General features: G+C 55.0%; 16 protein-coding genes and 1 pseudogene. 7 read left to right on the forward strand and 10 right to left on the reverse strand.

The window, feature by feature from the left end; all coding sequences use genetic code 11:
* Positions 1-133: 133 nt before the first annotated feature.
* Positions 134-1213 (reverse strand): IS5 family transposase, encoded by a 1080-nt coding sequence (locus tag BUB54_RS17665; RefSeq protein ID WP_048880429.1) that lies wholly within the window; start codon positions 1211-1213, stop codon positions 134-136.
* A 217-nt stretch (positions 1214-1430) separates the two neighbouring features.
* Here BUB54_RS17665 and BUB54_RS17670 point away from each other — a divergent pair, with 217 nt between their 5' ends.
* Together BUB54_RS17670 and BUB54_RS17675 are read left to right on the forward strand one after the other, a co-directional pair.
* Entirely contained in the window at positions 1431-3803 is a 2373-nt protein-coding gene (locus BUB54_RS17670; protein WP_073211979.1) for a heavy metal translocating P-type ATPase, read from the forward strand.
* 65 nt (positions 3804-3868) lie between these two features.
* Positions 3869-4255: a DUF302 domain-containing protein gene (locus BUB54_RS17675; RefSeq protein ID WP_048879158.1), complete on the forward strand. Its 387-nt coding sequence runs from the start codon at positions 3869-3871 to the stop codon at positions 4253-4255.
* A 155-nt stretch (positions 4256-4410) separates the two neighbouring features.
* Here BUB54_RS17675 and BUB54_RS17680 read toward each other — a convergent pair whose 3' ends face one another.
* The gene (locus tag BUB54_RS17680; protein ID WP_139284976.1) at positions 4411-4938 is read right to left on the reverse strand and encodes a cupredoxin domain-containing protein; all 528 of its coding nucleotides are present in this window, start codon (positions 4936-4938) and stop codon (positions 4411-4413) included.
* 519 nt (positions 4939-5457) lie between these two features.
* Between BUB54_RS17680 and BUB54_RS20995 the strand changes: the two genes are divergently transcribed.
* Positions 5458-5607: a hypothetical protein gene (locus tag BUB54_RS20995; protein ID WP_217652541.1), complete on the forward strand. Its 150-nt coding sequence runs from the start codon at positions 5458-5460 to the stop codon at positions 5605-5607.
* Between the two features lie 69 nt (positions 5608-5676).
* Here BUB54_RS20995 and BUB54_RS17685 read toward each other — a convergent pair whose 3' ends face one another.
* Positions 5677-8973: a bifunctional diguanylate cyclase/phosphodiesterase gene (locus tag BUB54_RS17685; protein ID WP_048879160.1), complete on the reverse strand. Its 3297-nt coding sequence runs from the start codon at positions 8971-8973 to the stop codon at positions 5677-5679.
* A gap of 1142 nt (positions 8974-10115) precedes the next feature.
* Here BUB54_RS17685 and BUB54_RS17690 point away from each other — a divergent pair.
* From BUB54_RS17690 to BUB54_RS17705, 4 genes are all read left to right on the forward strand, one after another.
* Positions 10116-10793 carry a GntR family transcriptional regulator gene (locus tag BUB54_RS17690; RefSeq protein WP_048879161.1) on the forward strand — a complete coding sequence of 226 codons (678 nt, stop codon included), beginning with the start codon at positions 10116-10118 and terminating at the stop codon, positions 10791-10793.
* A gap of 51 nt (positions 10794-10844) precedes the next feature.
* Positions 10845-12269, forward strand: a complete 1425-nt coding sequence (gene tcuA / locus BUB54_RS17695; protein ID WP_277813458.1) for an FAD-dependent tricarballylate dehydrogenase TcuA — start codon at positions 10845-10847, stop codon at positions 12267-12269.
* A complete protein-coding gene (tcuB, locus tag BUB54_RS17700; protein ID WP_048879163.1) occupies positions 12256-13368 on the forward strand; it encodes a tricarballylate utilization 4Fe-4S protein TcuB in 1113 nt (370 codons plus the stop codon). The genes tcuA and tcuB overlap by 14 nt, the downstream gene beginning before the upstream one ends.
* Before the next feature lie 135 nt (positions 13369-13503).
* A complete protein-coding gene (locus tag BUB54_RS17705; protein WP_048879164.1) occupies positions 13504-14814 on the forward strand; it encodes an MFS transporter in 1311 nt (436 codons plus the stop codon).
* Between the two features lie 262 nt (positions 14815-15076).
* Here the strand turns inward: BUB54_RS17705 and BUB54_RS17710 are convergent, their stop codons facing one another.
* From BUB54_RS17710 to BUB54_RS21280, 7 genes and pseudogenes are all read right to left on the reverse strand, one after another.
* On the reverse strand, positions 15077-15883 hold the full coding sequence (locus BUB54_RS17710) for a phosphodiesterase (protein ID WP_280521947.1): 807 nt from the start codon (positions 15881-15883) through the stop codon (positions 15077-15079).
* Positions 15884-15894: 11 nt separating this feature from the next.
* A complete protein-coding gene (locus tag BUB54_RS17715) occupies positions 15895-16932 on the reverse strand; it encodes an ABC transporter ATP-binding protein (RefSeq protein WP_048879166.1) in 1038 nt (345 codons plus the stop codon).
* Complete coding sequence (locus BUB54_RS17720; protein ID WP_048879167.1) at positions 16929-17723, reverse strand: ABC transporter permease; 795 nt, start codon at positions 17721-17723, stop codon at positions 16929-16931. The genes BUB54_RS17715 and BUB54_RS17720 overlap by 4 nt, the downstream gene beginning before the upstream one ends.
* A 1-nt stretch (position 17724) precedes the next feature.
* A complete protein-coding gene (locus BUB54_RS17725) occupies positions 17725-18555 on the reverse strand; it encodes an ABC transporter permease (RefSeq protein WP_082075681.1) in 831 nt (276 codons plus the stop codon).
* Positions 18556-19569: an ABC transporter substrate-binding protein gene (locus BUB54_RS17730; protein WP_048879169.1), complete on the reverse strand. Its 1014-nt coding sequence runs from the start codon at positions 19567-19569 to the stop codon at positions 18556-18558.
* Between the two features lie 7 nt (positions 19570-19576).
* Positions 19577-20599, reverse strand: a complete 1023-nt coding sequence (locus BUB54_RS17735) for a LacI family DNA-binding transcriptional regulator (protein WP_048879170.1) — start codon at positions 20597-20599, stop codon at positions 19577-19579.
* Positions 20600-21027: 428 nt separating this feature from the next.
* Positions 21028-21337, reverse strand: a pseudogene (locus BUB54_RS21280) (hypothetical protein); the annotation flags it as partial.

A 21337-nucleotide genomic window follows, 5' to 3' on the forward strand; every position in this document is an offset into this window, starting at 1 on the left:
CACTTCGCTGAAAAACCTGAACATTTGATCATCACGTTGTCTGGCATGGCTTGATGGTTTGACTTTCTGGCGAATTTTTTGAAACAGGAGTGAATTTTACGGTCTTTTTTCATGTACGGGACAGACTCGTCCCTCATGCTCCGGCCAGTTTTGGAATGCGCACCAGATTATAAGCGATCAGGTTGAGCATGAACGTACCGGTCACGCGGGCAATTCCGCGTAACTTGGTCTTGCGCATCGTGCCATGTTGCTTGCCCCAGCCGAATATGCACTCGATCATCGCCCGGCGGGTCTGCGACATCGCATAACCGGGGTGGCGCGTGGTGCGTCCGTCGATGGCGCTGCGGCGGCGCCTGCCGGTTTTGGTCTCACCGTTGTTTTGCGTAACATGTGGTGTCACACCGGCGTCGCGCAGATTGGCAACATGATCGGCGGTATCGTAAGCCTTGTCCTCGCCCACGGTGATGCGCCCGCCGGCTGACTTGGCCCTGGCTTTCAACATCGCTTCCGAGGCTTCACGCTCCGCCGTGCCGGTAGCCTGGGTCACGCGGCCCGCCACGGCCAGGCCGTGCCGGTTCTCCATCAGCGCGTGCCCCATGTATGAAAGCTTCGCCTCACGCCCGGCGGCCTTGCGGTACAGCCGGCTTTCAGGGTCAGTGGTGCTTGAATGGGTGTCATTCTTGCGCTTCTGGCCATGAAAATCCGAGCCGTCATCATCGCTGCCGTCCTTGGGCCGAAAACTCTTCTGCGAAGCCCAGGCTTCAATCAATGTGCCGTCCACCGAAAAATGCTCATCCGACAACAACGGCATGACCTGGGGGTGGTGCAGAAGCCGGTTCATAAATTTGTGGAACACATCACCATTCTGCAGGCGCTCGCGGTTTTTTGTAAACGTCGTCGGATTCCACACCGGATCATCCGGCGACAACCCCACAAACCACCGGTAAAGCAGGTTGTAATTCAGTTGCTCCATCAACTGCCGTTCCGAGCGAATCCCGTACAGAACCTGGATTAGCAACGCGCTCAGCAATTGTTCAGGCGGTACCGAGGGACGGCCCTCCTTGGAATACAGCCAGGCAAAGCTGCGGCTCATCTCATGCAGCACATCCCGCACCAAGGCACGGATCGCGCGCAACGGATGCTGTGCAGGAACCCGGCTCTCAGGAGAAACATACGAAAACATCCCGCCCTGGTCGCGAAAAGAACCCCGCATCACAAAACCCACAATATGCCCAGAGCAACTGAATCACATCATAATCCCAGAGGATAGGAGTTTTTCAGCGAAGTGTTAGCCGCTGGGTTACCTTCTGCCGTGCCGCGTCATGCATGAAACTGTACCCTTGATACCATACCCTTAGGGGGTATATAGGGTAAGATAGAGTTCTCGGCAAGCAGCCCGAGGACAACGCCAGTGACTCATGGAGTACCCCATGGACGATCATCAGCATCACGCATACCATCATCATGCCATGCCGGCATCCGACGGGGTAAAAGATCCGGTTTGCGGCATGACCGTCGATCCAAACAAGTCCGAGCACCAAGCCGAGTATGAGGGGCGGACATTCCATTTCTGCTCCAATGGCTGCCGGGAGAAATTCATCGCCGATCCGGGCCGCTATCTGGCCGACGCGCCCTCGGCGCCGCCCTCGGCGCCGGGTACGATCTATACCTGCCCGATGCATCCCGACGTTCGGCAGGATCATCCGGGCAACTGCCCGATCTGCGGCATGGCGCTTGAGCCAGCAGCACCCACGGCTGATGCTGGAGAAAACGAGGAGCTGCGCGATATGCGCCGGCGCTTCTGGGCATCACTCGTTCTTGCTGTGCCGGTGGTGGTGCTGGCGATGGGCGTCTACGTGCCGGGCCTTGGCGCGGTGCTCGCGCGGGCTGTGCCGCCAGGGCTCTCGAGCTGGCTCCAACTGATTTTCGCCACCCCCGCCGTCCTGTGGGCGGGGGCCTTCTTCTTCACGCGAGGCTGGCGCTCGGTGGTGAATCGCAGTCTCAATATGTTCTCGCTGATCGCGCTCGGCACTGGCGCGGCCTATCTCTACAGCGTGGTTGCCACTATCGCGCCCGGCATCTTCCCCCCCGGCTTCCGCGGTGCCGATGGTTCGGTCGCGACCTATTTTGAGAGCGCGGCCGTGATCACCGTGCTGGTCATCTTCGGTCAGGTGCTCGAACTCAGAGCCCGCGACCAGACCGGGAGCGCGATCCGCGCGCTGCTCAATCTTGCACCGAAAACCACGCGGCGCATCCGGGATGACGGCACTGACGAGGAGGTGACGCTCGATCAAGTTAAAGCTGGTGACCGGCTGCGCGTGCGGCCTGGCGATGCGGTGCCGGTCGATGGCGCCGTGCTCGAAGGCCAAAGCACTGTTGATGAGTCTATGGTCACGGGGGAATCGATGCCGGTTGCCAAGAAGGCGGGGGACACGGTGATCGGCGGCACCGTGAACGGCACCGGCGTGCTGGTGATGCGTGCCGATGTGGTGGGCGCGGGCACCGTGCTTGCGCGCATTGTCGCCATGGTCGCCGATGCCCAACGCTCGCGCGCGCCGATCCAGCGCCTCGCCGATCTTGTCTCCGGCTGGTTTGTTCCCGCCGTTATCGCAGTTGCGGTACTTGCCTTTGTGGCCTGGGCGGTCTGGGGGCCGGCGCCGTCGCTTGCCTACGGGCTGATCGCCGCCGTCTCCGTCCTCCTCATTGCCTGCCCCTGCGCGCTTGGGCTTGCCACGCCGGTGTCGATTCAGGTCGGGGTTGGCAAGGGCGCCACCGCTGGCGTGCTGATCCGCTCGGCCGAGGCCCTGGAGCGGATGGAGAAGGTCGACACGCTGGTGGTTGACAAGACAGGCACGCTGACGGAGGGCAAGCCACGCCTCACCGCTATCGTGCCTGCGCACGGCTTTGCGGAAGATGAGGTTTTGCGCCTCGCAGCGAGCCTCGAACGCGCGAGCGAACATCCGCTGGCGGCGGCAATCCTGCATGCCGCGAGTGAGCGCAAGGTCACGCTCGGCGATCCCGCTAGCTTTGAATCGCTCACCGGCCAAGGAGTACGCGGGCAAATCGAGGGCAGGCGCATTGCCCTTGGCAATGCCATCTTGATGACGGCGGAGGGGGCAGAATTGGGTTCGCTTGCGGGCGAGGCCGACGAGTTACGCGTAAGCGGCGCGACGGCGTTGTTTATCGCCGTCGATGGTAAGCTGGCCGGGGCGATAGCGATTGCCGATCCGATCAAGTCGACCACGCGCACGGCGCTTGATGCGCTCAAGGCTGAAGGGGTGCGTATCGTCATGCTGACCGGCGACAACCGGCGCACGGCAGAGGCGATTGCGCACCAGCTTGGCATCACCGAAGTGGACGCCGATGTGCTGCCGGAGCGCAAACATGAAATCGTACGCCGGTTGCGGACGGAAGGCCGGATTGTCGCCATGGCCGGTGACGGCGTGAACGATGCACCAGCACTCGCTGAAGCCGATATCGGCATCGCCATGGGTACCGGCACCGAGGTTGCGATGCAAAGTGCGGGGGTGACGTTGGTAAAGGGGGACCTCGCCGGCATTGCGCGTGCGCGAACGCTGAGCCACGCCGTGATGCGCAACATTCGCCAGAACCTGTTTCTTGCCTTTATTTACAATGGCATTGGCGTGCCGGTCGCGGCTGGCGTGCTCTACCCGGTGTTCGGCGTGTTGCTTAGCCCGATGATTGCGGCACTTGCGATGTCGCTGAGCTCTGTCTCGGTCATCAGCAATGCGTTGCGGCTGCGGCGGCTGATGCTGGAGGAGGTTGCTGTCCGAGTGTCATGAACGTGGCTTACGATAAGTTCACCATGCGCTGAGAATAGCGGAAAAATAGAAGGAGGGATTCCCAGATGAGTTATCATATTTCGAAAACACTGGCAGTGCCATTCGAGGAAGCAGTTGCTGCAACAGTGGCTGCATTACAGAAGCATGGGTTCGGCGTGCTCACTGAGATCGACGTGCAAGCGACGCTTAAGAAGAAGCTCGACGTCGCGTTTCGCCCGTACCGCCTCCTCGGCGCCTGCAATCCAAAAATGGCCTATCAGGCGCTCGGGATCGAGGACAAGATCGGCACCATGCTCCCGTGCAACGTGATTGTGCAGCAACACGAGGATGGCAAGGTTGAAGTCTCGGCGGTGGATCCGGTTGCGTCCATGCAGGGCGTAGAAAATCAAGAGCTCGCCCGCTTGGCTGGAACAGTACGGGAGATGCTGCGTCAAACGATTTCGGAAATCTGACCACAAACTCGTTGTGGCAATCGTGGTGTAAGCCACACAGCATGGACGGCATATCCGTCGCTTCTGGCGTATCCAAGGTTCGGCATGACGCTCAACCTGATTCTCGGCGCGATGGCGATGCCGGTCGGTTCTGTCTCAGTGAGGGCGAAAGAATTTCATTGCACGATGAATTTACCGTACATGCCTTCCTCAGCATGTTCCGGAGCCGGGCACACATACCAGTATTCGCCCGGTGCGCTGGCCACGAAACTCTCACCCAGGGCGGCATATTGCGCCGTTTTCAAGTCATCACTGCTGCGCCAGGGCAGTTCGGGCATGGGTGGCACTTGTGGCTGGCCCAAATACATCATGGCCATATACGGATAAGGCGGCGGCACGGTGGTGATCACCACCGTGTGTTCCATGTTATTGCCGTAATCCATATTGAGCTGGTTGAGCTGCACGGTCGCGCCGCGCGGCACAATTATGGTGGGGTTGGTGAGGCCGTGGAGTTCAAAGGTCTGATCTTTATAGCCCGGCTGTACGGCGACAAGGTTGATGACAACGTCATTGCCTGTGAAGGTCACACTATTGGCTTTGACGTCCGCCGTGCCGTGCGTATTGCCGTATTGAATGTAATTTTGGGCGTCATCAAAGCTGAGCACCTTGCCGCCCCAGCCAGGCGACACCGGATAATTTCCCATTCCGCCTCCCATCATACCACCACCTATCATCCCGGAACCCATGCCATATCCCGGTCCCCAGCCGGGCGCTGGCTGAGCAAAAGCCGTGCCGGCAAAGAGTAAGGCAAAAATAGTAGAGAGAGTGTGTGTATTGATGAAATGACGCTTAAACATGTGCCTAATAAATACATAACACGCCTGACGTGGCATTGACGAACATCAAATCCGAGAGCGTCAAAATAGAAGGAATTATTAGAAACAAGCCTTTATCGTCATGGCTATTTCGGGCATTCACCGCTTTCATCAGGCAACTCACTTTTTACGCTACCTGAGTGCCACAACGAAAAAATAATTGAGTATTTTTAGTTGGATGTGGCTTTGGGTTTGTGGCAACAGACGGAATCACAATAGCCTGAACCGAAACGGCTCGAATGGGGGGCTGATCGCACCTTTTATGCCGGCTTTTATTGTCATGCGCACGGCCTGCGGGGTATCTCTGCGAGTGATCTTTGAAGCGATACTCTACGTGCTGTCCACCAGTTGTCTGTGGCGGAGGCGGCTCAAGGTTCCATCTGCGATGCAGGTGGCAGCGCCCTTAGCAAGTTCGCGCCCTTCCCAGCGGCGCAAGCATATTTCTACGGCATCAGCCGTGACGGCACGCTCGCACGCATCAATCCTGCCTGGTCATGACGATGCGGGACCGGCCTGGTGCTCTGCATTACCAGCCGCGGGCATATAGGTTAAATCTGATTACTTGCATCAGTAATCTATTTCACCGAATGCTGAGGTCGAATGTGTTTCAAGGTGATATTCTAACCAGGTTTTAGTCTCCATGGGTTTTGCGAAATAAAATCCCTGCATTCGCATCTGCCCGAAATTTTTAAGGAAAGAGAACTGTACGTTTTTTTCGACGCCTTCTGCAACAACATCAAGATCAAGCCTGCGTGCCATCGCGAAGATGGTTTCAACGATTGCTATGGATGAGGTGTCTTCGGGTATCTGAGATATGAAACCGCGGTCGATTTTGAGCTCTTTGATTGGCAATTGGCTTAGATAGTGCAGGTTCGAATAGCCAGTTCCAAAGTCATCAACAGAAAACCTCACGCCACGATCGGCAAGGCGCCCCATGATCTTGGAAGTCTCTGTTATCTCTTGGACCAGTAGATTCTCGGTAATCTCCAGTGTCAGGTTCCCTGGTGTTACACCAAAGTGATCGAGAGTGGTGAGAACATCCGAGGCAAAATTGGGGGCGTAGAATTGCTGCGGGCTGACATTGACCGAAATGCCATAGTCGGGCCTGTTCGAACCAATCTGCCTCAGGATAGAACATGCCTCTTGGAGTATCCACCGGCCGAGTGGAACAATTAGCCCGGAAGCTTCCGCTATACTGATGAACTCGGACGGAGCAGTTATACCACCATCGCGTTTTCGCAATCGGACCAAAGCCTCCGCACTGACAGCCGTTCCGGTATTATCCATTTGGTTCTGGAGCCAGATTTCAAAACGTTTGTCTTTCAGTGCGTTACGTATATCATCTTCGATAGCGTGGCGGATCACGAGTGACTGGTGCATCGTGGGATTGAACATCACAACATTGTCAGTTCCAGATTTAGCCTGATACATCGCTGTATCAGCTTCACGAACCAGCGTCTCTATTGTATCAGCTGGTTTTGGAAACAATGTAAATCCGATACTTGCACCAACATAGTACTCTTGGCCGCCTAGCAAAATCGGCCTGCCTGCTATCGAGTCAATTAGCTTTTCTCCAATTTTTGTTGCGTGGGCTGATGCATCCCCGCTTGTGCTGCCGGCCTTGGCGAGGAGAACCACGAATTCGTCGCCACCAATACGTGCGATCGTGTCCGTCGCACGTATAATCTGCCTTAAGCGACCAGCGACCTCTGCCAGTGCAGTGTCTCCCGCATTATGGCCGAGTAAATCATTGATATTTTTGAACCGATCAAGATCGATGAATAAGAGGGCGCCATGGGACCCGCTGCGCCGTGCTTCGGTGAGCACTTCTCCCAAACGTTCGTTTAATAGACGTCTATTGGGAAGGCTGGTCAATGGGTCAATATGGGCAAGACGGTATATCTCTTCCTGAGCCTCATGATGTTCTGTGATATCGATCCAGACCCCAATAACACCAGATGCGTTTCCATTAGCATCACGTTGCAGCGTCAATTCATCACGTATCCAGCGAAAACAGCCATTTCGATGTCTGATTCGATAACGATGGATGTAATGTCCAGCCTCTTGGACATGCGCTATACCAAGTTCAGCTTGAGGAAGATCTTCAGGGTGGACATGTTCACGCCACCACTCGGGGCCTTGCATGTCTTCGGGAGCATAACCTACCAAATTGAGGACATTTCTGCTGACCTCGTCAGGAAATGCGCAACCTTTAACAAATTTCAGCGTATACAGAACAGTACCGCTTGCTAAGAGGACCTGCTGAATTCGCTGTTCACTCATTGAGCAAGCAACTAATGCAGCATCATAGTCTCGCCTATTTGTGATATTTTGTAGTGCTTTGGCCAAAATATCTGTTAGTTCGATCAATAGATTTTGTTCATCTTGTTCAAAAGAAACGTGATTCTTTGAGTATAGTGTGATAGCACCTATCGCCCGATCTTCATAAGAACCAAACGGGAGACAAATGCTAGTACGAAAGCCGCTCGCAAGCGCTTCCTCTCGCCAACTTAATGGTCCGTATTCTTTTGAAATATCACGTAATAGGACGATTTTTTTTTCACGAATGGCGGTGCAGGTAGGCCCTCTACCATCCTGATCACCACGCCAAGTGAACCTTATTTTGGAGAGAGCTGGAAAGTGTCGTCCAGCACTAGCCGCGATCTGAACAGACTTGTCTCGATCATTTTGAGCTATGCCAATCCAGGAGGAATCATAACCACCGACATCAACGGCAAGTTGGCAAGCGGCTTCAAATAGAGCGTCTGGCGTTGTGGCTCGCGCAAATGTTTCCTTTGAGGCATTGATCATTCGTAAAGTCTGATTCGCCCGGTCTAAAGCATATTCACGTAGGCGGCCCATTAGAAGTGGCACAACACGAGTTATAAAATCCTGCGCCAAAATTTGCGATTTCTGGCGAAGATCTGAACTATCAAAATCGAACGCAAGACCAAGTCCGAAACGACGCTTGCCAAGATCAAACGGATAAACAAATTGGCGGCGTATACCAGCTTGAACCATTTCTTGTAAGAGTGGAAATTGTTCAAGCTTTTCTGTTTCTATATAATCTGATGTATCTGATATCTCGCCTTTTGAAAGAGGTTTCCCAAAACTAACGTCTTCTTTAGGGTGGTTTCCGGAACGTTTCGAGATATCTAGGCCATATTGTTCGGCGGTAGGGGTAAGATAGATTTTGATATATTCGATCGTCTCATAGTCAGCGTTATAAGATGCAAGAAAGCAAATTACCGCTTTTGTACGTTCGGCACAGCAGGAAAGCGTCTGATAAATAGCTTTGTCAAAATCTGGCGCCAGTGCAACTGCCTTAGAAAACCTATTCCAAAACGCAAGGTCTGTGGAAATTTTAAGCTGAGTTTTTTTTGCTTGTTGCAGCTCCAGTTCCGTCAAGACTGCTTGTGCCAATTCTCTGAGAAGATCTTCTTTTTCGGAAGAAAAACCTTCATATGGTTCAGGCGTGAGAACACTTAGTGTCCCTACAGGGTAACCATCGCCGGTAATGATCGGAGCGCCAGCATAAAATCGAATGTAGGGTGGTCCAATAACAAGCGGGCTATCTGAAAAGCGCTTGTCCCGCAATGCATCGGAGACGATAAGCACAGTTTCTGTTTGAATTGTGTAATCGGAAAAAGCATCTTCATGCGCTGTCCATTGGAGGTCTATGCCATGGTTTTCATAAGTCCACACGCGTTTAGAGTCAGCAAACGTTACCAGAGCTATTGGCAACCCAAAAGCTCTTGCGGCAACACGTGTAATCCTTCTCAAGAACTCGTCTGATTGCATGTCAAAGATCTTGTAACGCGCCGTGGTGTCTTGGCGTGTTTGTTCAACCTTGTTATTTGGCATGTAAATAGCCTTTAAATCGACGGGTATTGGACCAATTGCCGGGTTTCAATCTACCGAATCAAAGTTACCTAGTTGTAAGTAGATTGAACTCGGAATTTCGAGATTTGATGCCTTCGAAACTGGGTTCGCGATATGGAAGTATCGAGTTCCCACAAAATTGGATCATCAAGATAGCCATGGGCATTTAAATTTATTGTTAGTCGATGGAAGTGCTAGTCTTTGATGCTGGCGAAGTTTTCGTTGTTGATCTTGGCTCAATCTGGCGATACGCGGCATTGGCATTGATTTTTCCGCTAAACTCAAATTCCTCCGACCTTCCAAGCTTCAGAAGCCCCCTCCATTCAATGTATCCGTCTCGAACAGCCATCTGCCCACGCGTTTCCACTGTTTATTAAACAAAAAGTGTATTATCTGTAATCTTATGGAGTGCAATTGCTAAAGCGTAAAAGGTATAAATCAAATATATGTTACCTGTCGTGGGGGTATGAGCAGCAAGCGGTTTGCCTCGGGGGATTTGAAGTTCGCGATCGTATCCCACGTGGACCGTTAAGCCGTGCTGAGAGAGGCCAATATATTGCCTCCGTCTCCTCTCTTGGCTTCTATTTTTGGCGTCCTGCGGTTTCTGATAAATGACCGAATTGCCTGCTTCTGTGTTGGTATAACCCGACATTTGGGGGGATTTATCCATTTGCGAAGAATTGCAGATGGTCGAACAATTTATGGAGTAGATCTGAAAAGCCACGGTGGTGTCTGTATAGCGTCACATAAGTTGTCCCTCGCGGAGGATTGATCTCGCATTGGGTTAGGAAAGGAGTGTGGCTCGGGCATTGTTAAGGTAGCCAAGGCCGTTCGGGCATGCCTTCTCTAGTCGCGATCTATTTCGAAGATTAAGCCCTAACCAGAGCTGTCGACCTGTTTGTCCTAAATTGTGAGCGGCTATGCGTTGCCCTTGACTGGAGCTCAACCAACTAGTGGGGCTACTTCTCAGGTTTCAAACAGATGGGCTTGGAGTAGATATTCCTGGCCGATATGTCGAATTTACCTTGAAGAAATTTCTTACTTTAACGCCAATAGCGAATGCGACCAATTTGAAAGCCCGACCTCAAGACGGCATAAGCGGGCCGCAATACAAAGGCGTATCGATGACAGTCCAGAAACCTAGCCTCCCTCGAAAGACCGCCCGTTCCAGTGGGCGAGACGCCTATGAGCTGCTACTGGAAGGCATTGAAAATGGCACGTTGCCTGCCGGTACCCGGCTCCGCGAGACGGAGCTGGCACAACGTTTTTCGCTCAGTCGTACCCCGATCAGGGAGGCGCTGAAGCGTCTTGAACAGCAGGGGTTGATCACTCATCAGCCCCATCAGGGCATGGCAGTTACTTCGCTGGATTACAACCAGATCGCCGAGCTCTACGCGCTGCGAGAGATGCTGGAGGGAATGGCGGCGCAATTGGCAGCGCAGCACGCCTCGGCGACTGAAATCAATGTCCTCGAAGAGATGGTTGCTGCGGACCGCGTGCGCATTGACGATGTTACGACGTTGGCGCGCACAAACCGAGCTTTCCATCAGCAGTTGCGCGATGCAGGACGCAATCACTATCTTGCCCAGGCTCTTGAGAATCTTAGACTTTCGCTGGCGCTGCTGCCGGGCACTACGCTTGGTGCACCGGGGAGGGGCGCAGCCTCAGTCGAAGACCATGCGCTAATCGTAGCGCGAATCGCGGCGCGTGATCCGGGTGGGGCGGAAGAAGCCGCCCGCCAGCATATACGAAACGCCTTCAAGACCCGTATCCAGCTTTTGCAGCGGCAGTTCACAGACTGAGGTGAACTACGCCGTGGGTATTTGACAGGGGCGCGCGCCGCCGATAATTGTATGCAGCTGTATACATTGCGGGGTGAGATGGACCAGAAGCATCTGAATTTCGACATCGTGGTGATCGGTGGTGGCAATGCCGCGCTTACAGCGGCGGTAGAGGCGCGCCTGGGTGGGGCGAGTGTGCTGGTGCTCGAACACGCACCCAAGGCAATGCGTGGTGGTAATTCACGCCACACCCGCAATATCCGCGCCATGCACGCTGCGCCGACCTCGGTGCTAACCGAAGCTTACCTGGAAGACGAGTACTGGGACGATCTGCAGCGCGTTACCGGAGGTCAGACTGATGGTGAGTTAGCCAAGCTAACGATTCGCTCAACGCAAGACGCACTACCCTTCATGGCCCGCTGCGGCGTGAAGTTTCAGCCTTCACTCAGCGGCACCCTGAGTCTTTCTCGTACCAACGCATTTTTCCTGGGCGGCGGTAAGGCGCTTTTGAATGCCTATTATGCCACGGCTGAGGCGCTAGGCGTGGAGGTGCTTTACGACACTCAGATTACAGAGGTGACGTTGGAAGGTCACCGCGTCCGCCGGCTGAAAGCCGTATCCAAGGGGTTCCCATTGGAATTGGCGTGTAAGATCGTGATCGCGGCTTCTGGGGGGTTTCAGGCAAATATCGAGTGGCTAAAGGAAGCGTGGGGACCATCGGCAGCAAATTTTTTAATACGTGGGACACCCTACGCACAAGGTGGAGTACTACGGAATCTGCTGGATCAGGGGGTTGCTTCGGTTGGTGATCCTACCCAGTGTCATGCCGTCGCGATTGACGGACGAGCGCCGAAATTCGATGGCGGCATCGCAACGCGCCTTGATTGTGTGCCGTTCTCTATTGTCGTCAATAAGCACGGCCAGCGCTTCTATGATGAAGGGGAGGATGTTTGGCCGAAGCGCTATGCGATCTGGGGACGGTTGGTAGCACAACAGCCGGACCAAGTGGCTTACAGCATCATCGATGCCCGTGCTGAGAAGCTTTTTATGCCCTCGGTATTTCCAGCAATTAAAGCGGAAAGTATCGCCGCTCTTGCGGAAAAACTTGGCCTGGAACCAACAGCTTTAGAGGAAACAGTGTCGCGCTATAACGCGGCCTGTGTACCTGGGGATTTTGACAGTTCCACGCTGGATGGCGTTCACACTGAGGGGTTGAGCCCGCCAAAGTCAAACTGGGCGAGGCCCATTTTGCAGCCCCCCTTCATTGGCTATCCGCTGCGTCCGGGTATCACCTTCACCTATTTAGGCGTGAAAGTGAATGAACGTGCAGAGGTCATCATGCGGGACGAGCGCGTGGTGGAAAATCTCTACGCTTCGGGGGAAATCATGGCTGGTAGTATACTTGGCAAGGGCTATCTCGCGGGATTCGGTATGGCGATTGGAACTGTATTTGGCCGGATCGCAGGCAAGGAGGCGGCGCGCAATGTCCGGTATTGAACAATTTGAAACGGCGGCGATGGCGGATGCGCGTCGGGCAATGGAGGTCTGCAATGCCTGTCGCTATTGCGAAGGCTTCTGCGCGGTATTCCCTGCAATGGAACTGCGCCGCGATTTTGCGGCAGCGGACCTCTCTTACCTTGCTAATCTCTGTCATAATTGCAAGGGCTGTTACTACGCCTGCCAATATGCGCCACCGCATGAATTTGGCATTAACGTTGCGCAGAGTTTTGCGCAATTGCGTCAAGAGAGTTATGCCACGCACGCTTGGCCAGCTTTTCTGAGCAAAGCTTTCGCGCGCAACGGCCTAGTCACTTCGATGGCAATGGCAGGAGGGATCGCAATAGTCTTTCTGCTTACGTTGGTCTTGCAATCTCCCAACGCGGTCTTTGGAAAACTGCCGGTACAGCCAGCGGATGGGTTTTATCTGATCATACCCAAGGCAGTGATGACGCTGACTGGGTTTGCCTCGGGGTTATTCGCGCTGCTGGCCATGTGCATGGGGCTGGCCTCCTACTGGAAGGCTTCCGGTCCACGCGGCTGGACGCTCAAGGATTTCTACCAGGCGCTGAAGGATGCCGCCAGCCTGCGTTACCTTGGTGGTAATGGTCACGGTTGCAACGACAAGGATGGGAGTTTTTCCACTGCCCGTCGGCGCCTGCATCATCTGATGGCTTACGGATTTCTTCTTTGTTTTGCCGCCACCTGCGCAGGCGCATTCGAGGACCTGATTCTCGGCTGGTCGGCGCCCTATCCGCTTATGAGCTTACCGGTGCTACTAGGCTTATTTGGCGGCTTTGGTATTATCTTGGGCTGCACTGGGTTGCTCTGGATGAAATTGCAGGCGGATCAGGAACCGAGTGCGCGGGAATTGCTGAGCGCAGATGTTGGGTTGCTGCTGTTGTTGTTACTGATTGCGGCAAGCGGGCTTCTGCTGCTGGGGCTGCGGGGCACTGAGGCGCAGGGTGTTGCGCTCTGCGTACATCTCGGGCTTGTGCTGGCGTTCTTTTTGACTATGCCCTACAGCAAATTCGTCCACGGAATCTACAGATTTGTCGCACTTTTGCGCCATGCTGCGGAGCAGCGCCGAGCCGTCTGAGTAAACCACCGAGAGAGTGGCTTTAGTTCATGGCCAGTTAGCCCAATTTGTCATGCAGGTAATGGACAGGTCTCTGGCGCGTGCGGCGATCCGGCGCTATCCAGGGCGTGTCGAATATATTTTAAGGGGGGGAGTATGAGCGAGAGCCTCGTCGTTCCGAGCACTGCGCAGATTCGCAAGGTGGCAATAGCGAGTCTAATCGGATCCGTTATCGAGCAATATGATTTTCTGGTGACCGGGATTATCGCCGCCACGATCTGGGGCGGGCTTTTTTTTAAACTACCTGGTTTGGCTGCGGTTGCCGCGGCGATTGGTGTCTATGGCCTAGGCATTATTATCCGTCCGGTTGGTGCCTTCATCTTCGGGAATATTGCAGACAAGGTCGGGCGCAAAGACGCACTTGTTTGGGCTTTGGTATTGATGGGCGCTTCGACGCTGGCCATCGGCCTGACGCCGACATACGCGTCTATCGGTGTCGCGGCACCGGTGCTGCTCGTGATTTTCCGTCTCTTTCAGGGTATAAGCTTCGGTGCGGAATTCGGTACCGCTTCAACGTGGGTCGTGGAGCAGGCCGCCAATACCAAGAACCGCGCCTTTTGGGGCGCTTGGGTTGGTTTTGCGATTCCGATTGGGCTGATCCTTGGCTTTACCTCTGTGTTGCTGGTGAAGTCACTGATGAGCTCGGCCGATTTCATTGCTTGGGGATGGCGGATATTCTTCTTCATCGGTTTCCTCGTCGCCATCGTTGGCATCTTTATTCGATTCCGTACCGAAGATAGCTATTTGTTCGATAAGTTGCGCGATAAGCACCATGTACTCGATTTCCCAGCCGCGAAGGTATGGCGGGAAATGCCGTTGCGCATCATCCGTACTTCCTTCGTGAACGCGATGTTTTCCGGTGCCTTTTTCCTCTCCTTTGTTTTTGGCACAAGCTACATGAAGGCGGTGGGTTTCAGCGGTACACAGGCAGAAGTTATAGGGCTTATTGCAGCAGCCTTCATGCTGGTATTTATGTATTGTGGCGCGCTATTAGCTGATAAAGTCAGCCGTCGCACTGTGCTCCTTACTTCGGCTGTGGTGTTTCTGATCTTCATCATTCCGTATTTCTATCTTATCAACACGCATGACATCTATTTAGCGGCGGTCGCGGAGATTGTCGGCTTCGGCTTCGTGTTCGGCTTTGGCTATGGCGCTATTCCGACGTTTTACACCGAGAATTTTCCCACTCGCTACCGCGCATCCGGAGCAAGTGCCGGTTACCAGCTCAGCCAGGTTTATGGCGGGGGCCTGCTTCCAATTATTGCAGGGCAAATTCTGAAGGATTTTGGTATCCATCACGCCTATCTTTATATTGGTGGGATCGTGATGCTTTATGCGTTGGCTGCGATCGTCGCTATCCTGATGACGCCTGACACCACTAAACTAGACATGAACGCGGATTTTTGATTGAATTAATAGCTCCGGAAATGCCAGTTGAACCTGGCATGTCCGGAGCCTGTGCCGTTCTCAATTCTTGTTTGGCGTTGCCTTCTACGTTGAGAACTTGAAGCTACGGCTTTGAGAGTACCCCAAGTCGCAAAGCCACGAAATCTGACCGTGGCTTTCGCGATGCAGCTTGGCATTGGGGGGCTGGGGGGCTCGCTCGAGAGCGGCTTGGAGCCTAACTATGAAGCGTAGCCTGCTCTTCGGCGACGTGCGCAGGTAGATTTCATTCGATTAGCCGTCCTTCAGAGTCGAAGAACGGGAAGGGACCTGGCCAGTTGCCGACCAGAGCGGTGTGGGTGGTTACGCCGGTGGCCCGAGTGAAATGGTGAAGCTGGTAGCCAGCCGGCTCCAGCATGAAGGCCGAAGATGCGTCTGCCCGTAGATCCAGCGCAACCTGATGCGCAGTGGATGGAGCGGTGGAGGCAATACCGCCTGCCCAACGCGTGAAGATCGGGCGGTGAATATGGCCCGAGATTACGCGCTCCACTTGCTTATGGCGGGTTATGATGTCCTCAAAGGTGGCGCTGTCGGTAAGGCCGAGGCGGTCCATATGGCCGATGAAGGTAGGGAAGGGGGGGTGATGAACGGCCACCAGGGTTGGCCGGTTCGGCTGCTCCGCCAAGCGTTCAGCCAGCCAGTTCAACTGCAGCGTCCCAAGCTGTCCTTCCCCCCGGCCTGGCATGAGGCTATCCAGCGCGATAATGCGTAACGGATATTGCTCGATGGTATAATAAACGGGCTCGTCTTCATGCCCTAGATAGGTATGGTCTGGGAAGGCAGCGCGTAGAGCGGTGCGGTCGTCATGGTTGCCGGGCATAAGAAAAAAAGGGGTATTTAATGCTTCCAGATGGACGCGTAGCCGTGCATATTCGGAGGCACGGCCACTATCAACCAGATCGCCGGTAAACAATACCACGTCAATTTTGCAACTCTGACGCTCAAGATGGGCCAGGGCAGCTTCTAGCGCTGCCGATGTATCCACCTTTTGATAGGCTAGCAGGCCCTTGTCCTTGATATGCATATCAGTCAACTGAGCGAGAATCATACGGGAGTGCCTTCAGGCATAACGATGAGCGCGGCTGGATCAGCGGCGATGTGCAGGATGTCGCCAGGTAGTGTGCGTGTGTCAGGCTCAGTATCGAGGGAGACCTGTGACCCATCAGGTAAGGCGATCGTGACGCGTGTGCGGTCACCGACGAACTGTGCAGCCTGCACGAGCACGGCCAGTCCATCGGCTGGACCGGCCAAGCGCAATGCATGTGGGCGTAGCATCACCCGTACCGGCCCGTCAGGGGCGTTCCAGAGGGCGCGCAATCCGGAAACAGAGAGTACGCCATTCTCGATAAATCCGGGCAATGAACAGGTTGCACCGATGAACTCGGCGACAAAATGGTCCGCTGGGTTGAACCATATCTCGCGAGGTGTGCCGATCTGCTTGATGCGGCCTTTTTGCATCACCACCAGCCGGTCCGCCAAGGCCATGGCCTCCGCTTGGTCGTGGGTGACATAAACAGTCGTGATGCCAAGCTGGCGCAGCAGCGTGTCAATCTCCACGCGTAGCGTTTCCCGCAGTTTGGCGTCGAGTGCCGTCAGAGGCTCGTCGAGCAGCAACACATCTGGCTGTGCCGCAACGGCGCGGGCGAGGGCCACGCGCTGGCGTTGCCCCCCGGAAAGTTGGCTGATGTTGCGGTTACGCAAATCTTGAATGCGCATCATCTCCAGCATTTGTTCCACGCGAGCGTGGCGCGCGGGCTTCGCCATCCCGCGAAGCTTTAGACCGTAACCTATGTTTTCCGCGACATTCATATTCGGGAATAGCGCGTAGCTCTGAAACACCATACCGACATTGCGGTTTTCGATGGGTACTTTCGTTACGTCCCGTGCTCCAAACAGAACTCGTCCTCCTGGATCGGGGAACTCCAATCCGGCGATCATCCGTAGCAAGGTTGTCTTGCCACAGCCGGAAGGCCCCAGAAACACCAATGTCTCACCGGCATTTATTGTGAGATTGGCAGGGGCGAGTATGCGAGCCTGTGCGAAGCTTTTGCCGCAATTTTCGAGGGTGATGGAGGTAGTCATTGGGTTTTCCTGGCGGCCTGCGGGCGGGTGAAGCGCTGCAGACAGAGAAGTAGTGGTACAATGAGAACAAAGAACACCAGCGTATATGCGCTGCCAACTTCAAGCCTCATGGAGGAATAGGCATCCGCCAAAGCCACAGGCAATGTCTTGGTCAGAGGTGTATGGAGAATCCAGGTAAGATTGAATTCGCCCATAGAAAGGGTAACGACGGTGAGCGCTCCCGCGAGAATGCCGGTACGGCAATTGGGCAGCACCACATCGAAGAACCGACATGTGAAATTGGCGCCGAGGCTAGCTGCTCCTTCTTCGAGGCTTTTTAAATCCGCACTGGACATAACCGCTAGTACCGCTCGCAGCATAAAGGGCAGGGTGAACAGCACATGTCCGGCTAGGATGAACCACATGCTCTGCCGGAACGCCCCCCATCGGTCATAGGTCATTACGAGGGCTAGACCCGTGGCCAACCCCGGTACGGCAATTGGAAGGATAAGCGCTTCCTCTGCCAGCCGTGCCAGCCGTCCGGGGGCGCGAGCTAGAACATAGGCAGCGGGAATACCGATGAGCAGTGTCACCACCAGGCACAGGAGGGCGATTTCCACGGAGAGAAGGATGGTGGGCCAATATAGTGAGAGGACCTGCGTAATCCATTTGAGGGTAAGCCCGCTTTTCAATCCGAAGAAGGCGTTACGCATAAGCCCAGCCAGCACTGAATAGGCCATGGGTACAGCGATGAATGCGGAAACGAGCAGCGTGAGGCCAAGCTGCAGCCAGAAGCCGGAATGTTTCATCATACTACCCGGCCGCTGCTACGCCGCTGCCTGCCACGCTGCGGGCTAAGCTCAGCACGACCCAGCTTATTAGCCCAAGCAAGAGGCTAAGAGCGGCGATGGAGGACAGGTCCGTGCTGAGCGTGAAATCGGTATAGATCATCATAGGCAGCACGTTGATGCGTGTGGCCAATGTGAACGCGGTGCCGAATGCCCCCATAGAAGTGGCGAACGTGAGAGCGCCCGCCGAGATTAGGGCTGGTTTTAGAGCTGGCAAAGTTACGTCCAGAAATACGCGCGCCGGCTTTGCTCCCAGGCTGCGAGCGGCTTCCTCTAGGCTGGCATCGAGTATTTCGGCGGAAGCCATCACCGTCAGCAACACGCGGGGAATCGAGAAGTAGAGATATCCCAGAAACAAGCCCCAGGCAGAGTAGGCGAATACGATCCGACCACCATGCAATGCGAGACTGATATCGCTCACTAGCCCCTGTCGTCCGGCGAGCATGATAATCATGAAACCTACCACCACGCCGGGAAAGGCGAGCGGCAAGGTGAGAATGGACACCATCAGCCCATGGCCGGGAAAACGATTCCGACCTAAAAATACTCCGCATACTCCTCCGAGACATAATGTCGCTACGGTGACAACGGTGGATAAGACCAACGTGGCGACCAGGCTTTCAAGATGCTCTGGGTTCATCAGTGCAAGCCAGTAGCCGGCAATGCCATAGGCTCCTTGCGCGCCCACGCGTAGCAGCACGCCAAACGGAATGATAAAAAAGGCGGAAAAGACCAGCACGGCAGGTAGAATCATTCCTGCCTGCCGTGCCGCTTCGCTAGGACAGCGATTATTCATTTAGGATACTTCAGCCAGGTAGCGCGCGGAGAATCCCTTCTGCGCTGCCGCAAGGGCCGTCAGATCAACCGGCTTGGCGCGGCTATAATCTTTGGCGGGTAGAAAGCGTGCCTCGATTTCGGCGGGCAGTTGGATAGGACGTGCAGGACGGAGATATGCGGCTGCCCAAAGTTTTTGGCCCTCATCGGAGAGCGTGAAGTCTAACAGTTTCTTACCATTGGCGAGATGCGGCGCGCCCTTTAGTAAGGTCATCACGTAAGGGAAGCTCACCGTGCCTTCCTGCGGGATCACGAACTCGGCCGGTGCCTTGTCGGTATACTTGGCGCGGTAGGCATCGAAATCATAGTCCAGCAGAATGGGAATCTCGCCAGAGAGGACCCGCGCATAGGCAGTTTGCTTTGGTACGATCGGTTGGTTTGCCTGCAGTTTCTTGAAGTAGTTGATGGCAGGGGTGAAATTATCATAGCTGCCGCCGAATGCGAGGTTCACAGCTACAGCGCCCACATAGCCTACAGCAGCGCTTGATGGGTCGAGATAGCCGATCATGCCGCGATAGGTCGGGTTCAGAAGGTCTTTCCAGCTTTGTGGAACGGGCTTGCTGCCTAGAGCGTCTGTGTTCACAAAAAAGCCTAATGTACCGCTGTGGATGGCGAACCAATAGCCTTCTGGATCCTTCTGGCCAGCCGGAACCTCATCGAATCCGGCGGGTTTATAGGGCTGCGTCAGGCCAAGATGCTTTGCCTGGATGCCGACCTGTCCGCCCAGATACATCGCATCCGCCACCGGGTTAGCGCGTTCGGCCAGTGCAGCTGCCAGCGCCTGACCGCTATTTTTGTCGTCATATGGCACGGTGATACCCGTTGCCTTCTTGAAAGCCCTCAACTGCCCCGCCCAATCGGCCCATTCTGGAGGGCAATTATAGCAGATGGCGAATTCTTCAGCGAAAGCATCGCTCGTGGCGGCGGCATAAGCCGCAGCCGCGCTGGAAAGTGTCAGCATAGTACGTCTGAACATGAGGGGATCACTCCTGCAGTTTGGCGGCCGAAAGAGACTGTCCGGGCCGGTAGCTATGGGGAACGCGGATTTGCTCAGGCTCGGCATCTCCGGCGATGCGCGCCAGTAGATGCGCGAATGCCTGCCGTCCCATCTCGCGCGATGGCTGGACGATGGAGGCTAGGCTGGGTGCTATGAGTTGGCCGACGTTAATGCCGTCCATGCCGATTACAGACACGTCGTACGGCACTGCCAAGCCCAATTCTCGTAATCCAGCGATGGTGCGTAGCGCCAACAGATCGTTGGAGCAAAAAATGCCCGTGGGCCGTAAAGGGGTTAAGAATGCGGCGCGCAATGCGCCACAAGCGATGTCGCTATTGAAATCGATCTCGATTAAGTCTGGTTGGGGCAATCCTGCGGCACGTACTGCAACCGTAAAGCCCGCATGACGGGAGCGTGAACGGTCGGAAGCGGCGAACTGACCGGCTACCATGCCAAGCCTCTGATGCCCATGGGAAATTAACGTTTGAGCGGCATCATACCCGGCACGCGCATTATCCACTGCCACACAGGAGCGCGCTGGATTTCCAGTTTCATTATGGAACAACACATAGGGGACAAGTTCATTATCCAGACTATTCAGAACCTGACTTGTGTCGGCATTTGTCACGGTAATGATTAAGCCGGCCACGCGCTCAGAGAGCAGCCCTTCTACGGCGGTTTGCTCGTGACCGGTGTCATAATCGCTGGAAGTAATGAGTACGGTCCACCCCGCATTGCGTGCGGCCTCTTGGATGCCCGCCACGCTGTCCGCAAAGATGGGGTTGGCGAGGGTCGGTAGCAGCACACCGATGCTTCTGCTTTGCCCCATGCGCAAATCTCGCCCCATACGGTTGGGGCGGAAGCCGAGTTGTCGAATGGCTTCGCGCACCTTGGCCTCGGTTGCCGGGCGGATGATGCCAGTGCCGTTCAGTACACGCGAGACCGTGGCGATGGAAACTCCCGCACGGGCGGCAACGTCGTGCAAAGTGGGGCGCTGTAAAACATTCATGGGGTTCCCTTAGCGCCCAGCCCATGACAGTTTCGCGGCAAAAAGAAAACGTTTACATTAAACTCGCTGTCGTGTGTCAGATAGCTTGGTTTTGGTCCTGGCCAGCAACGCCTTGCGAGGCAATGGGGCGTTCTCGATTTTCAGTTGTGGCTCTAATTTTTTGGTGTACGTATTTTGAGAGCACGGGAAGAAACTACCACCCGCTGGATAAAAATTTATACGCTCATCCGTGCGGTTTGTAGCCAATCAACCCGTCCAGATGCAGCCCCGATATCTTTGCCGCTCGCCTTTGAGAATTCAGCGAGCCGATAAAATCGCCCATATCGTGCGACGTTAACGTCGGAACGCTAAATAGCGCATGTTGTTTTAACCGAGGTGTCTGCGGACTTTTCGGATATATTTTGGCCCCTCTGGCAAGCCCCGCGGGCTTATCCCACCCCGAACACCATGGGCATACCAACGATATTGTACGGCTCTGGTTGTGGGACAGAGGCTGGTGTTGGTTCCACAACAGAGGCTGGTGTTGGCTCCTCGACATTGGCAGGTGTTGGTTCCACGACATTGGCTGGTGTTGGTTCGGCGCTATGGGAAGGTTGGGTCTGCGGTGCGGCCTCAAGCCAGCGCTTGGACTGCTCTGACGGCAATGAGTGAACGGGATGACTGGCACGCACGTTCGACAGACCTATAGAACCTCGACGCCCCTGCCGGATGACGCCGTAAGCCTGCTTTGACCTGCCT

Source organism: Acidocella aminolytica 101 = DSM 11237 (assembly GCF_900129125.1).
GTDB lineage: Bacteria > Pseudomonadota > Alphaproteobacteria > Acetobacterales > Acetobacteraceae > Acidocella > Acidocella aminolytica.

Bases quoted from the DNA above. Each gene is read 5' to 3' on its own strand.
- BUB54_RS17725 (WP_082075681.1), bottom strand. From the start codon at position 18,555: ATGAATAATCGCTGTCCTAGCGAAGCGGCACGGCAGGCAGGAATGATT.
- BUB54_RS17735 (WP_048879170.1), bottom strand. From the start codon at position 20,599: ATGAATGTTTTACAGCGCCCCACTTTGCACGACGTTGCCGCCCGTGCG.
- BUB54_RS17705 (WP_048879164.1), top strand. From the start codon at position 13,504: ATGAGCGAGAGCCTCGTCGTTCCGAGCACTGCGCAGATTCGCAAGGTG.
- BUB54_RS17670 (WP_073211979.1), top strand. From the start codon at position 1,431: ATGGACGATCATCAGCATCACGCATACCATCATCATGCCATGCCGGCA.
- BUB54_RS17685 (WP_048879160.1), bottom strand. From the start codon at position 8,973: ATGCCAAATAACAAGGTTGAACAAACACGCCAAGACACCACGGCGCGT.
- tcuB (WP_048879163.1), top strand. From the start codon at position 12,256: ATGTCCGGTATTGAACAATTTGAAACGGCGGCGATGGCGGATGCGCGT.
- BUB54_RS17665 (WP_048880429.1), bottom strand. From the start codon at position 1,213: ATGCGGGGTTCTTTTCGCGACCAGGGCGGGATGTTTTCGTATGTTTCT.
- BUB54_RS17715 (WP_048879166.1), bottom strand. From the start codon at position 16,932: ATGACTACCTCCATCACCCTCGAAAATTGCGGCAAAAGCTTCGCACAG.
- BUB54_RS17720 (WP_048879167.1), bottom strand. From the start codon at position 17,723: ATGATGAAACATTCCGGCTTCTGGCTGCAGCTTGGCCTCACGCTGCTC.
- BUB54_RS17730 (WP_048879169.1), bottom strand. From the start codon at position 19,569: ATGTTCAGACGTACTATGCTGACACTTTCCAGCGCGGCTGCGGCTTAT.
- BUB54_RS17675 (WP_048879158.1), top strand. From the start codon at position 3,869: ATGAGTTATCATATTTCGAAAACACTGGCAGTGCCATTCGAGGAAGCA.
- tcuA (WP_277813458.1), top strand. From the start codon at position 10,845: ATGCAGCTGTATACATTGCGGGGTGAGATGGACCAGAAGCATCTGAAT.
- BUB54_RS17690 (WP_048879161.1), top strand. From the start codon at position 10,116: ATGACAGTCCAGAAACCTAGCCTCCCTCGAAAGACCGCCCGTTCCAGT.
- BUB54_RS17680 (WP_139284976.1), bottom strand. From the start codon at position 4,938: ATGGGAAATTATCCGGTGTCGCCTGGCTGGGGCGGCAAGGTGCTCAGC.